General features: G+C 69.8%; 15 protein-coding genes. 10 read left to right on the forward strand and 5 right to left on the reverse strand.

From position 1 onward, the window contains the following. Nucleotides 1–45: 45 nt before the first annotated feature. Both D3P35_RS08030 and D3P35_RS08035 read left to right on the forward strand, forming a co-directional pair. Nucleotides 46–1,017: a murein transglycosylase A gene (locus D3P35_RS08030; protein ID WP_232830421.1), complete on the forward strand. Its 972-nt coding sequence runs from the start codon at nt 46–48 to the stop codon at nt 1,015–1,017. Between the two features lie 3 nt (nt 1,018–1,020). Next, nucleotides 1,021–1,620 carry a Smr/MutS family protein gene (locus D3P35_RS08035; protein ID WP_118134196.1) on the forward strand — a complete coding sequence of 200 codons (600 nt, stop codon included), beginning with the start codon at nt 1,021–1,023 and terminating at the stop codon, nt 1,618–1,620. A gap of 4 nt (nt 1,621–1,624) precedes the next feature. Here the strand turns inward: D3P35_RS08035 and hslU are convergent, their stop codons facing one another. Both hslU and hslV read right to left on the reverse strand, forming a co-directional pair. Beyond that, nucleotides 1,625–2,944, reverse strand: a complete 1,320-nt coding sequence (hslU, locus tag D3P35_RS08040) for an ATP-dependent protease ATPase subunit HslU (RefSeq protein WP_118134197.1) — start codon at nt 2,942–2,944, stop codon at nt 1,625–1,627. 69 nt (nt 2,945–3,013) lie between these two features. Further along, entirely contained in the window at nt 3,014–3,553 is a 540-nt protein-coding gene (hslV, locus tag D3P35_RS08045) for an ATP-dependent protease subunit HslV (protein WP_118134198.1), read from the reverse strand. A gap of 99 nt (nt 3,554–3,652) precedes the next feature. Here hslV and hisB point away from each other — a divergent pair, with 99 nt between their 5' ends. Then, nucleotides 3,653–4,246, forward strand: a complete 594-nt coding sequence (gene hisB, locus D3P35_RS08050) for an imidazoleglycerol-phosphate dehydratase HisB (protein ID WP_118134199.1) — start codon at nt 3,653–3,655, stop codon at nt 4,244–4,246. Next, on the forward strand, nt 4,243–4,878 hold the full coding sequence (hisH, locus tag D3P35_RS08055) for an imidazole glycerol phosphate synthase subunit HisH (RefSeq protein ID WP_118134200.1): 636 nt from the start codon (nt 4,243–4,245) through the stop codon (nt 4,876–4,878). Before hisB ends, hisH begins: the two co-directional genes overlap by 4 nt. Nucleotides 4,879–4,887: 9 nt before the next feature. On the opposite strand, the gene D3P35_RS08060 is transcribed toward hisH, so the two are convergent. Next, nucleotides 4,888–5,211, reverse strand: a complete 324-nt coding sequence (locus D3P35_RS08060) for a low molecular weight protein tyrosine phosphatase family protein (RefSeq protein WP_118134201.1) — start codon at nt 5,209–5,211, stop codon at nt 4,888–4,890. 139 nt (nt 5,212–5,350) lie between these two features. Here D3P35_RS08060 and D3P35_RS08065 point away from each other — a divergent pair, with 139 nt between their 5' ends. Continuing rightward, complete coding sequence (locus D3P35_RS08065) at nt 5,351–6,262, forward strand: fumarylacetoacetate hydrolase family protein (protein WP_118134202.1); 912 nt, start codon at nt 5,351–5,353, stop codon at nt 6,260–6,262. Between the two features lie 6 nt (nt 6,263–6,268). On the opposite strand, the gene D3P35_RS08070 is transcribed toward D3P35_RS08065, so the two are convergent. Then, entirely contained in the window at nt 6,269–6,970 is a 702-nt protein-coding gene (locus D3P35_RS08070) for a GntR family transcriptional regulator (RefSeq protein ID WP_118134203.1), read from the reverse strand. 167 nt (nt 6,971–7,137) lie between these two features. Here D3P35_RS08070 and D3P35_RS08075 point away from each other — a divergent pair, with 167 nt between their 5' ends. The 5 genes from D3P35_RS08075 (at nt 7,138) to D3P35_RS08095 (ending at nt 12,463) form a co-directional block, all read left to right on the forward strand. Beyond that, a complete protein-coding gene (locus tag D3P35_RS08075; protein WP_118134204.1) occupies nt 7,138–8,262 on the forward strand; it encodes a cupin domain-containing protein in 1,125 nt (374 codons plus the stop codon). Between the two features lie 74 nt (nt 8,263–8,336). After that, a complete protein-coding gene (gene hisA / locus D3P35_RS08080) occupies nt 8,337–9,059 on the forward strand; it encodes a 1-(5-phosphoribosyl)-5-[(5-phosphoribosylamino)methylideneamino]imidazole-4-carboxamide isomerase (RefSeq protein ID WP_118134205.1) in 723 nt (240 codons plus the stop codon). Between the two features lie 114 nt (nt 9,060–9,173). Further along, the gene (locus tag D3P35_RS08085; RefSeq protein WP_118134206.1) at nt 9,174–9,434 is read left to right on the forward strand and encodes a hypothetical protein; all 261 of its coding nucleotides are present in this window, start codon (nt 9,174–9,176) and stop codon (nt 9,432–9,434) included. 3 nt (nt 9,435–9,437) lie between these two features. Then, a complete protein-coding gene (locus D3P35_RS08090) occupies nt 9,438–10,985 on the forward strand; it encodes a putative Ig domain-containing protein (protein WP_118134207.1) in 1,548 nt (515 codons plus the stop codon). After that, complete coding sequence (locus D3P35_RS08095; RefSeq protein ID WP_118134208.1) at nt 10,982–12,463, forward strand: hypothetical protein; 1,482 nt, start codon at nt 10,982–10,984, stop codon at nt 12,461–12,463. Before D3P35_RS08090 ends, D3P35_RS08095 begins: the two co-directional genes overlap by 4 nt. Before the next feature lie 27 nt (nt 12,464–12,490). Here D3P35_RS08095 and D3P35_RS08100 read toward each other — a convergent pair whose 3' ends face one another. Next, nucleotides 12,491–13,240: an ABC transporter ATP-binding protein gene (locus tag D3P35_RS08100; protein ID WP_118134209.1), complete on the reverse strand. Its 750-nt coding sequence runs from the start codon at nt 13,238–13,240 to the stop codon at nt 12,491–12,493. Nucleotides 13,241–13,242: the final 2 nt, after the last annotated feature.

A 13,242-nucleotide genomic window follows, 5' to 3' on the forward strand; every position in this document is an offset into this window, starting at 1 on the left:
GCGACCGTCGCGGCCGGCTTGGCGGGAGCAGCCGCGGCTCACGACATGCGCACCATCGGTTTCGGCGAACTCAAGGGCTGGATGCATGACGACCATGCCGCCGGGCTCGCCACTTTCCTCACCAGTTGCGATCTGCTGCGCCCCGTCCCGCCGGAAACGGCGGAGGACTGGCAGGCGGTCTGCGCCGAGGCGCGCGGCATAGAACCGGAGGACGCCAAGGCCTTCTTCGAGCGCGCCTTCGTGCCGATGGTGGACGGGCGGCGGCCGGAGAGCCTGTTCACCGGATATTTCGAGCCTGAGCTGGAAGGCGCGCGGGAGCGCAGCGAAAGCTTCGCCTGGCCGCTCTACGCCCTGCCGGAGGACGCGCCGAAATCCGACCCCTGGTTCACCCGCGCCGAGATCGAGGCCGGGGCGCTGGCGGGCCGGGGGCTCGAGCTCGTCTGGCTGCGAGACCCGGTTGCGGCCTTCTTCCTGCATGTGCAGGGCTCGGGCCGGGTGCGGCTGCAAAACGGCCACACCATCCGGCTGGGCTATGCCGGGCGCAACAACCAGCCCTACCGCTCCATCGGCCGCTACCTGCTCGACAACGGGCTGATGAAGCGCGGCTCGATCAGCGCGCAGGGCATTGCCGACTGGGTGAAGGCCGACCCGGACAGCCGGCTGAAGGTGCTCAACGAGAACCCCAGCTTCATTTTCTTCCAGGAGCGCGAGATCGACCCCGCCTTCGGCCCCGTGGGCGCGCTCGGCGTGCCGCTGACGCCCGAGCGCTCGGTGGCGGTGGACCCGGAGCGCGTGGCGCTGGGAAGCCCGGTCTGGGTGGAGACGGCCGGGCGCATGGGCCCGATCCGCAAGCTGATGGTGGCGCAGGACCGCGGCGCGGCGGTGACCGGCGCACAGCGCGCCGACATCTTCTTCGGCTGGGGGCTCGACGCGTTCCGCAGCGCCTCGGTGCAGAATTCGCGCGGGCGGCTGGTGCGGCTGGTGCCGCGCGCCGCCGCCGCCCGGCTGGAGCGCTGAGCCATGGCGCGCAAGCCGCGAAAGCTGGGCGAGGAGGATGCCGCGCTGTGGTCGGCCGTGGCACGCACCACCAACCCGCTGCGCGGCAAGGCTGCCCAGAGCACCGGGCCGGGCGAGGCCGAGGCCGTCACCCCGCGCCCGATGCGCGTGCCCGAGCGCACCGAGCCGATGATGCTGACCCGGCCGATCCTGCCGGCAGCGCCCCGCACGGAATGGGTGGTGGCCGACGAGCCGGTGCGCGAGCTCGGCCCCTCCACCCCCGGGCTCGACCGGCGCACGGCCGAGCGGCTGCGCCGCGGCCGCACCCCGCCCGAGGCGCGCATCGACCTGCATGGCCACACGCTGGAGCGCGCGCATGGCGTTCTGGCGGGGTTCATCGCCGGGTCGCATGCCCGGGGCCTGCGCTGCGTGCTGGTGATCACCGGAAAGGGTCGCCCGCGCGAGGAGGCCTTCCACCACTCGCGCAACGGCATCCTGAAGGACAGCGTGCCGCGCTGGCTGTCGCTGCCGCCGCTGGGCCCGCTGGTGGTGGGGGTGTACCCCGCGCACCGCAAGCATGGCGGCGGCGGGGCATTCTACGTGTACCTGCGGCGGGCGCGCTGAGGCGCTACAGGATGTAGCGCCCGAGGTCGGCGTTGCGGGCCAGCTCGCCCACGTTGCGTTCCACGAAATCGGCGTCGACGGTGACCGTCTCGCCGCCGCGGTCGGGCGCGGTGAAGCTCAGTTCCTCGAACACCCGTTCCAGCACCGTGTGCAGGCGGCGCGCACCGATGTTCTCCACCGTGCGGTTCACGTCGGCCGCGATGCGGGCGAGGGCGGCGGTGCCTTCCTCGGTGAACTCCACCGTGATGCTCTCGGTCTGCATCAGCGCCATGTACTGGCGGGTGAGGGAATTGTCGGTCTCCGACAGGATGCGGACGAAATCCTCCTCCGACAGCGCGCGCAGCTCCACCCGGATGGGCAGGCGGCCCTGCAACTCGGGCAGCAGGTCGGACGGCTTGGCGATGTGGAAGGCGCCGGAGGCGATGAACAGGATGTGGTCGGTCTTCACCGGCCCGTACTTGGTCGAGACGGTGGTGCCCTCGATAAGCGGCAGCAGGTCGCGCTGCACGCCCTCGCGGGAGACATCGCCGCCGCGTGCCTCGGCACGGGCACAGACCTTGTCGATCTCGTCGATGAAGACGATGCCGCTCTGTTCCACCGTCTCCAGCGCCTCGCGGGTGACGGTTTCCTGGTCGACCAGCTTGTCGGCCTCCTCGGCCAGCAGGATGGCATGGCTCTGGGCCACGGTGAGCTTGCGCTTCTGCTTGCGGCCGCCGCCGAGCGCCTTGCCGAAGATATCGCCGAGATTCATCATGCCGGCGCCGCCGCCGCCCATGCCGGGTTGGCCGGGGATTTCCAGCATCGAGAGCGGGTTGGACGTGTCGGCCACCTCGATCTCGATCTCGGTATCGTCGAGCTCGCCGGAGCGCAGCTTGCGGCGGAACATGTCGCGGGTGCTGTCACGCGCGTCCGCCCCGCAGAGGGCGGCGAGCACGCGCTCCTCGGCGGCGTGATGGGCCTGGGCCTCCACCGTCTCGCGCTTCTGCTCGCGCACCATGATGATGGCGCTTTCCACCAGGTCGCGGATGATCTGCTCCACGTCGCGGCCCACGTAGCCCACCTCGGTGAACTTGGTGGCCTCCACCTTGATGAAGGGCGCGCGGGCGAGCTTTGCCAGCCGGCGGGAGATCTCGGTCTTGCCGACGCCGGTGGGGCCGATCATCAGGATGTTCTTCGGGTAGACCTCCTCGCGGATCTCGTCGGGCAGCTGCTTGCGGCGCCAGCGGTTGCGCAGGGCCACGGCCACGGCGCGCTTGGCCTCCGACTGTCCGATGATGAAACGGTCGAGCTCGGAGACGATCTCCCTCGGGGTCAGGTCCGTCATGTGTCCTCCGTGAGTATGTGGCCGGGGCGGGCGCGCCTGTGCGGGCGCCGCGTGCCCCGGGAAGCCGGGTCAGCCGATGGTCTCGACCGTGAGGTTTCCGTTGGTGTAGACGCAGATGTCCGCCGCGATGGCCATGGCCCGGCGGGCGATCTCCTCCGCGTCGCGGTCGCTGTCCATCATGCCGCGCGCGGCGGCGAGGGCGAAGTTGCCGCCCGAGCCGATGGCGGCCACGTCATGCTCGGGGGCGAGCACGTCTCCCGCGCCGGTGACCACGAGAAGCTCGGTGCCGTCGGTGACGATCAGCATCGCCTCGAGCTTCTGGAGGTACTTGTCGGTGCGCCAGTCCTTCGCGAGCTCGACGCAGGCGCGCAGCAGCTGGCCGGGTGCCGCCTCCAGCTTGGTCTCGAGCCGCTCGAGCAGGGTGAAGGCATCGGCGGTGGAGCCGGCGAAGCCGCAGACCACGTCACGCCCGCCGGGCGACAGCCGGCGCACCTTGCGCGCGGTGCCCTTGATCACGGTCTGCCCGAGGCTGACCTGCCCGTCGCCCGCCACCACGACCTTGCCGCCCTTGCGGACGCCGATGATGGTGGTTCCGTGCCATGCTTCCATTGCCTGCCTCCTTCTTTCAGGGGGCCATATAGGGCGACGAGGTGCTTTGCACCAGCCCGCCCCCCGCGCTATAGGAAGCGCGAGCATGAGGAGAGCCCGATGCGCAAGGCCGAGATCGCCCGCAAGACCGCCGAAACCGATATCCGCGTCGAGATCGAGCTCGACGGCAGCGGCAAGTACGACAATGACACCGGCGTGGGTTTCTTCGACCACATGCTGGACCAGCTTGCCCGCCACGCCCTGATCGACATGCGGGTGCGCGCCAGCGGCGACCAGCATATCGACGACCACCACACGGTGGAGGACGTGGGCATCGCGCTCGGCCGCGCTCTGGCCGAGGCGGTGGGCTCGAAGCGCGGCATCACCCGCTACGGCTCCTGCATGCTGGTGATGGACGAGGCGCTGATCCGCGCGGCGCTCGACATCTCGGGCCGGCCCTTCCTGGTGTGGAAGGTGGAATTCCCGACCGAGAAGATCGGCACCTTCGACACCCAGCTGGTGCGCGAGTTCTTCACCGCCTTCGCGATGAATTCCGGCATCACCCTGCATGTCGAGCGGCTGGACGGGTTCAACAGCCACCATATCGCCGAGGCCGCCTTCAAGGCCGTGGCCCGCGCGCTGCGCATGGCGCTGGAGACCGACCCGCGCCGCGCCGACGCGGTGCCCTCCACCAAGGGGACGCTGAGCGAATGAAGACCGTCATCGTCGATTACGGCTCCGGCAACCTCGCCTCGGCCGAGAAGAGCTTCCAGCGCATGGCGGCCGAGACCGGGGGCGGGCTGGTGCTTGTCTCCGGCAAGGCCGAGGACGTGCTGGCGGCCGACCGCATCGTGCTGCCGGGCGTCGGCGCCTTTGCCGATTGCCGGGCCGGGCTGATGGCCGTGGAGGGGATGTTCGAGGCGATCTCCGAGCGGGTGAAGCAGGGCACGCCCTTCATGGGCATCTGCGTGGGCATGCAGCTCATGGCCACCCGCGGGCTGGAGCATGGCGAGACCCCGGGGTTCGACTGGATCCACGGCGACGTGGTGCGCATGGTGCCCAACGACCCGGAGCTGAAGATCCCGCACATGGGCTGGAACGAGCTGATGATCGACCGGCCGCACCCGGTGTTCGAGGGCGTGGAGCCGGGCGACCACGCCTATTTCGTGCATTCCTACCACCTGACGCCGCGCGAGCCCTCGCACCGCATCGCCCACGTGGCCTACGGCGAGTTCATCACCGCCGCGGTGGCGCGGGGCAATATCGTGGGCACCCAGTTTCACCCGGAGAAGAGCCAGAAGACCGGCCTGCGCGTGATCGCCAATTTCCTGAAGTGGAAGCCCTGAGGCCGGCGCTCAGCCGCTGATGCGCCCCGGCCTGGCGGAGATGAGCCCGACGAGCTCGGGCTCCATGTAGCCATACCTGTCCGGGATATCGAGGCAGACCAGCCGCTTGCCCTTCAGGCAGTGCCCGAGCTGACGCTTCAGCCGGGAGAGCTGCGCGCGCTCCATCACCACCACCACATCGGCCCAGGCGAGGTGCTCGGGCGTCACGCGCTCGTCCGCATCGGCACTCAGCCCGGCGCAATCGGTGGGCAGGCCCAGCCGTTCGGCCGCCACGGCCGCGGCCGTGGGGCTGCGCCGGCGGGCCTTGCCGCAGATGAAGAGCAGGTTGGTCATCGGCGCAGTAGCGCCGTGCAGGCGCGTGGCGTCAAGCCGGGCCGGGATTTTTCATTGCCTGCCGGGGGCGGGCTCGCTAAGGATTTTATAAAATCCAATCGCGGGCCGGGCGGCCCGCCCGAGACGGGGACGACGGGCGATGAAACTGGTGACCTATCGCAGGCATGTGGAGGCGGAGGCGCGGCTGGGCGCGCTGGTCGACGGGCTGGTGGTCGATATCGCGATGCTGGGGGCCGCGGCGGGGGTGGAGCTGCCCGCGCGCATGCTCGACTTCATCGCCGCCGGGCCGGCGGCGCTCAGGGCGGCGAACCGGCTCATCGAGGCAGGCATCGACAGCTGGCCGGTGCCCGGCGTGCTGCCGGCGGCGAACGTGACCCTGCTGGCGCCGATCCCGCGGCCGGCGAAGAACATCTTCGGCATCGGGCTCAACTACGTGGAGCACGTGGAGGAATCGGCCCGCACGCTCGACACGTCGCGCGACCTGCCCAAGCAGCCGGTGATCTTCTCCAAGCCGCCCACGGCGGTGATCGGGCCGGGCGAGCCGGTGCGCCACAATGGCGCGCTGACCCAGCAGCTCGACTGGGAAGTGGAGCTCGCCGCCATCATCGGCACGCGCGCGCACAGGGTGAGCAAGGCCGACGCGATGGCGCATGTCTTCGGCTATTCGGTGATGATCGACATCTCCGCGCGCGACAACCGCCGCTCGGGGCAGTGGATCGTCTCGAAGGGGCAGGACACGTTCGCGCCCTTCGGCCCCTGCATCGTGACGGCCGACGAGATCGGCGACCCGCAGGGGCTCGACCTCTGGCTCACGGTGAACGGGGTGGAGAAGCAGCGCTCCAACACCCGCCACATGCTGTTCAGGATCGACACGCTGGTCTCCGACATCTCGTCGTGCATGACGCTGGAGCCGGGCGACATCATCGCCACCGGCACGCCCGAGGGGGTGGGCGCCGGGCGCGACCCGCAGGAATGGCTCTGGCCGGGCGACGAGATCGAGTGTGGCGTCGAAGGCATCGGCACCCTGCGCCACTCGGTGATCAGGGCGTGACGGTGATCAGGGCGTGACGGGCTCCGGGGCGGCGCGGGCCAGCGCCGCCTCGATGAACTCGCCGGTGCGGGTGTAGTGGCGGGCGAGCAGGTCGCAGGCCAGGCCCGCGTCGCGCGCAAGGGCGGCATCGCGCAGGGCGCCGTGTTCGGCGATCACGGTCTCGGCGCTGTCGGCCATCAGGTGCGGCCGGCGGTAGCGCTCGGTCTGCAGGTAGAGCTGCCGGGCGAGGCGCAGCAGCGAGGGGGAGCCGCAGGCCTCGATGAGCGTGCCGTGAAAGACCGCGTGGTAATGCTCGAAGACGGCGCGGCTCTCCTCGTCGGCCGGGCCGGGGGCGGTGACGCAGTGCGAGAAGGCGGCGAGGGTCGCCTGCACGCGGGCCTCCCAGGCGGCGTCTCCCTTGTCGATCGCGAGGCGCAGGGCCTCGCCTTCGATGAGGATGCGGGTGCGCAGGATGTCCCACATCTCGGCCAGCGAGAACTCGGCCACGCGGAAGCCGCGCAGGCTGGACTGGCTGACGAGACGGTCGGCCGCGAGGCGGGTCAGCGCCTCGCGCAGGGGTGAGAAGCTGTAGCCGTAGCGGGCGCGCAGCGGCTCCAGCCGCAAGGGCTGGCCCGGGGCGAAGCCACCGCCCAGGATGTCCGAGCGGAGCCGGGAATAGGCGCGGTCGGCCAGGCTCTCCGCGGGCTGGGGTTTGCTGATCTGGTTCATGCGTGCGGCCTCTGCCCCCTGCGATCCCTGATGCGGTTTTATAGGATGGTGCGTCGCGGGAAAAGCGTGCGGTTCGACACATCCCGGGATTTTATAAAATCATTGACTGACTCCGCGCAGTGTCTAACCTCGGGTAAGCTTGAGAGCCTGCGACCGGAGGACAGGGCATGGACACCGACTACGACAGCCATCGCGAGGACGTGGCAGGCCGCGCGAACGTGGAAACCACGCCCGAGCTGCGCGCCTATTACGAGGAGCTGGCGGGCGCCGAGGCCGGCGCGCTCTGGACCGTGGCCAACAAGATCGAGCCCTGGGAGCCTGTGTCGGCCTCGCTTCCCGTGCTGTGGCGCTACGAGGCGCTGCGCGACAAGGTGCTGAAATCGCTCGACCTGGTGACGCCGGAGCAGGCGGGGCGGCGGGTGATCTACCTCAGCAACCCCGGGCGGCGCGACGTGGTGGCGGCGGTGGGCTGGCTCTATTCCGGCCTGCAGGTGATGCGGGCGGGGGAGCGGGCCTCGGCGCATATCCACACCGCCTCGGCGCTGCGCTTCATCATCGAGGGGCAGGGCGCCTACACGGTGGTGGACGGCCACAAGATGACCCTCGGGCCCAATGATTTCGTGCTCACCCCCAACGGCACCTGGCACGAGCATGCCGTGGCCGAGGAGGGCACGGACTGCATCTGGCAGGACGGGCTGGACATCCCGCTCACCAACGCGATGGAGGCGAATTCCTACGCGGTGCACGAGGATCTCACCCAGGCGGTGACCTACCCGGTGGATGCTTCTTCCGGGGTGTGGGCGGCGCCGGGGCTGGTGCCCACCGGGCATCGCTGGAACAAGGGCTACTCGCCGCTGCTGAAATACCAGTGGGAGGCGACCTACGAGGCGCTGCAACGCCATGCGAAGGTTTCCGACGGCTCCGAGTTCGACGGCATCATGATGACCTTCGTGAACCCGGCCACCGGCGGCCACGTGATGCAGACCATCGGTGCCAGCATGCAGATGCTGCGGCCGGGCGAGCGCACCAAGGCGCACCGGCACACGGGCAGCTTCCTCTATCACTGCGCGAAGGGCGCGGGACATTCCATCATCAACGGCAAGCGCTTCGACTGGAAGGAGCACGACATCTTCTGCGTGCCCTCCTGGGCCTGGCACGAGCATGCCAATGCCTCCGACACCGAGGATGCCTGCCTGTTCTGCTTCAACGACCTGCCGGTGATGGAGAAGCTGGGCTACTGGCGCGAGGAGGCCTTCGGCGACAATGGCGGCCGCCAGCCCGTGCTGGCCTGAAGGCGCCCGCGCGGCTTTGCATTCGCCGGGCGAACCGGCTATGGGCTGGGGCGCAATCTCACGGGAGCCCCGCCATGATCCTCTACCCCGCGATCGACCTGAAGGACGGCCAGTGCGTGCGCCTCTACAAGGGCGAGATGGACCAGGCCACCGTGTTCAGCGACGACCCGGCGGCGCAGGCGAAGCTGTTCGAGGACGCGGGTTGCGAGTGGCTGCACCTGGTCGATCTCAACGGGGCTTTCGCCGGCGAGCCGGTGAATGCCGCGGCGGTGGAGGGCATCCTCGAGCGCTGCCGCGTGCCGGCGCAACTCGGCGGCGGCATCCGCGACATGGCCACCATCGAGCGCTGGCTCGACAAGGGCCTCGCGCGGGTGATCCTCGGTACCGTGGCGGTGCGCGACCCCGGGCTGGTGAAGCAGGCGGCGAAGGCCTTCCCCGGCAAGGTCGCCGTGGGGATCGACGCGCGTGACGGGCTGGTGGCCGTGCAGGGCTGGGCGGAGGCGACCGACATCCTGGCCGTCGACCTCGCGCGGCAGTTCGAGGACGCGGGCGTGGCGGCGATCATCTACACCGACATCGACCGCGACGGCGCGATGGGCGGCCCGAACGTGGGCGCCACCGCGGCGCTGGCGCAGGCGGTCTCCATCCCGGTGATCGCCTCGGGCGGGGTGTCCTCGCTCGACGACCTGCGGGCGCTGAAGGACTGCGGCGCGCCGCTCGACGGCGCCATCTCGGGCCGCGCGCTCTACGACGGCAAGATCGACCTCGCCGAGGCCGTGGCGCTGCTGAAGGGCTGATCCGCCCCAGCGGGACGCTCCGGGGCCGGCCTGCGCAACGCCCCCCGGCCTTCGTGTATCACCTTCCCGGACGACCGGCTCCGTACCCGCCGGCATTCGTGGAAGGAGATTGTTGTGAAGGACATTTTCGCGAACCAGACCTCGAGCCTCACGTCCCCCTTCGGATATGCCGAAGTGGTGATCACGAGCGACTCGCTGGACCTGCCCTACGCCTCGCGCGCGCTCTACATCGGCGTGACCGGCGACATCAAGGTGACGACGCTCGGCGGAACGGTGGTGACCTTCCGCAACCACCCGGTGGGCTACCTGCCGGCGCGCGTCTCGCGGGTGCACAGCACCGGTACCACCGCGGCCGAAATCATCGCCGTCTGGTAAGACATGATCTCGCTCGGTCTCGACCCCATCGCGCTTGCCGTGCTCTACGGCAGCCGCGAACCGCCGCTGCCGCCGGTGAACACGGCTGCGCCGACGATCGCGGGCACGCCGCAGATCGGCAGCAGCCTCACCGGCACGACGGGCAGCTGGGACAACATCACCGACCAGAACCTCGTCTGGTCCTGGCAGCTCAACAACGCCGACATCCCGGCGCAGAACGGCACCGGCGCGCTGGTGGAGCCGCTGCTGCTGGAGGCATCCTACCTGCTGGGTGCCGTGCGGCTGCGCGTGACGGCCACCACCGGCGGCGGGCGCGTGACCAGCGTCTCGGCGCCGCTCACCGTGGTGCACGTGCCGCCGGTGGCCAAGACCGGCACGCCGGTGATCTCGTTCCGGATCGACGATCCGGGGCTGACGCAATCCGTGAGCTCGGGTTTCACCGGCGAGGGGCTGAGCTATGCGCTGGCGCCCGGCTCGCCCGCGCTGCCGGCCGGTCTCTCGCTCTCGGCCTCGGGGGCGATCACCGGCACGGCCACGGGGCCTGCGGGAGACACCACGATCACGGTGCGGGCCACCAACACCGGCGGCTTTGCCGACCGGAACTGGGTGGTGCGCATCGCGACGCCGGCGTTTCTCGCGGATTACGAGACCGGCAGCTACTCGGCCACCGGCATTCCCGGCGCCGGGTTCGACGACCTGCACGCCTTCTCCCGGGCCTCGACCGCGTCCTACACCAACGCGAGCGGGCTGGTGGCCTTCGCGGCGGCAAACGAGCCACGCCTGCAGCACAACGCAGCCGGCGCGCCGCTGGGGCTGCTGGTGGAACCGGCGGCGACGAACATCTTCGTGCATTCCGAGGATTTCACCCATTCCGGCCTGCAGCTCGGCGGGTTCACCGCGACGGCAGATGCCGCCGTGGCGCCCGACGGCACCATGACGGCGGATTTCCTGGACGCCACCGGCAGCTATCCCGCGGTGCGACGGCAGGTGTCCTGCATTCCGGGAGTGACCTATCGCTTCTCGATCTGGATGCGGCTGCCGTCCGGGTCCTTCGCCATTCCGCTGCGGCTGCGCAGGGCGGCGGGGGGCATCTTCGCCGAGAAGTTCGTGCAGGTCACCACGAGCTGGCAACGCTTCGAGGTGACCGGAACCGTGCCGAGCGGGGAGACCGCGATGAAGGCCGCCATCGGCGGCGAGGCGTCCTTCCCGCCGGGTGAGTCGATCTACCTGTGGGGCGCGCAGGTGGAGGAGGTCGCCGGGCCCTCCAGCACCTACGTGCGTGCCGGCGCCTCGCCGGGCATGCGCGCGGCGGACATGATCGCCCTCGACGTGCTCGCCCCCGGCATCCACGACATCACCACCATCGACACCGACAACACCCGGCGCGTGCAGTTCGGCGTCGTGGTGTCCGGCCCCTACTGGCCGGCCCATGTTCAGATGCCGCGGCGCATCTTCGGCTACCCCTCGGCCTTCGAGGGGCTGACCCTGCCGGACGGCAGCTTCCTGCAGACCGAATCCGGACTGGCCCTCACACTGGAGACCCGCTCATGACCACGCTTTCCCAGATCGCCAAACACGTGAGCCAGCCGGAGGCGACCGACAGGCTCTACGTGCTCGACGTGTCCGACACCACCGAAGGCCCGGGCGGCAGCAGCGGCTACACCACGCCGGGCGACCTGCTGGCCCCGGTGCGCTACGGCTTCCAGACCCGCGCGCTGGCCCAGACCACCGCCGTGCCGGCGGGGGCGAATTTCATCAGCGTCGCCGGCCTGCACTACAAGGTGGACAACAACGGCACCGCGCTCACCACGCTCGACGGGCGGAAATGGTCGCCCGACGGCACGGCGACCTACGAGCATTGGGGCGCCACCGCGAGCGATGCCAGCGACGACACGGTGGCCCTGCGCGCCGCGCACGACTGGGCGATGAAGAACAACGTGCCCCTGCGCCCGCAGGCCGGCGTGTACCGCGTGAGCGGCACGATCATCGACTACGACGTCCAGCGCGACGGCACCAACTGCAGCCTCAACCTGGTGGGCGACGGTATCGAGCGCACCAAGATCCGCGTGATCGGCGCGCCCGGCGACTACCTGATCAAGATCGTCGGCGACACCTCGGCCTACGGGCTGCCGCATGCGAAGTTCTTCAACATCGAGAACCTCAGCATCGAGGGCGACGGCGCCTCGACCTGCGACGTGTTCTACATCGTCTGTGCGGGAAAGGTGCACCTGAAACGGATCAACGTGTTCAACTGCCGCGGCTACGTGGTGCGCGCGCTGGAATGGTGGGACAGCGAGTTCGACCTCTCCTGCACCCGCTGCGGCGACGACGGGCTGGGCGCGAACAGCGGCTCCAACGGCGTGCAGGTGCGCCCGGCTTTCCAGAAGCCGGCGGTCTACTTCAACTACTGGTTCGCCTCGGCGGTGGCGAACTCGGCCTGCAACAACATCTACATGCCCAAGACCTTCCAGATCGAGAGCTCGCGGCACACCGCGATGTACTGGGGCCCGGGCACGCGCAAATGCGCGCTCTACGGCAAGATCCACGGCTATCCGCCGCAGGAGATCCACTTTCCGCACCTGATCATGGACGGCGCCCGGCAGAACTTCATCATCGGCGCCAACCTCACCGAGTGCAACGGCATCGCCATCCGGATCATCAACGACAATGCCTACATCCCCACCGAGAACATGATCGTGGGCTCCTACATCGACGCGGATTCGGGCAATTGCGTGGAGATCAACGGCGGGCGGCGCAACATCGTGGTGGGGAACTGCTTCGATACCACCGGCATCGCCGTGAACGTGCTGAGCGGGCTCGACAACGTGGTGCATTCGAACCTGAATTCCGGTGGCGCGGTGGTGGCCTCGGCCACGGACCTCTCGGCGCTCGAGCCGTTCCACGTGCTCACGGATTTCGAGATGACCACGGCGGGGGCTGCCGTGGTGCTCACCGCGGGCAACGGCACCAAGCACCGGCTCACGGTGTCGAACGCCGGCCAGCTGCTGATCAACGGCACCAGGGTGTGACGCGCCGCCCCCGCGGGCGCCGGCCGCTCACCCGGTGAGCCGGTCGGCGCTCGCGGCGAAGAGCTCGCGGGTATACTCCGCCTGCATCGTGCCACCCGCAAGGGCGGCGCGATCGAGCTGTTCCACCGCCCGGCCCTCCTTCATCACCAGCAGGCGGTCACACATGTGGTCGACCACGGCGAGGTCGTGGCTCACCATCAGGAAGGTGAGGCCGCGCTCCTCGCGCAGGCGCGAGAGCAGGTTGAGCGCCTCGGCCTGCACCGAGGCGTCGAGCGCGGAGGTGGGCTCGTCGAGCAGCAGGATCTCGGGCTCGAGCATCAACGCGCGCGCGATGGCCACGCGCTGGCGCTGCCCGCCGGAAAGCTGGTGCGGGAAGCGGAAGCGGAAGCCGCGGCCGAGGCCCACGTCCTCCAGTGCCTGGTTCACCTTCGCGTCACGGTCGCCGATGCCGTGTATGGCCAGCGGCTCGGAGAGCGTGCGGTCGATGGTGTGGCGCGGGTGGAGCGAGGCGAACGGGTCCTGGAACACCATCTGCACCCGGCGGGTGAAGGCGCGGCCGTGGCGCACCCGCTCGCCGGCGATGCGGATGCTGCCGGCGGTGACCGGGGCCATGCCGCAGATGGCGCGCAGGATGGTGCTCTTGCCAGAGCCGCTCTCGCCCACCAGGCCGAAGCTCTCGTGGCGTTCGACCGACAGGCTGACGCCGCGCACGGCATGCACCAGCCGGCCCTTGGCGCGGAAGGTGACCTCGAGGTCGTCTATCTCGATGAAGGACATGG

This window comes from Oceanicella sp. SM1341 (assembly GCF_003448965.1).
Lineage (GTDB): Bacteria > Pseudomonadota > Alphaproteobacteria > Rhodobacterales > Rhodobacteraceae > Paroceanicella.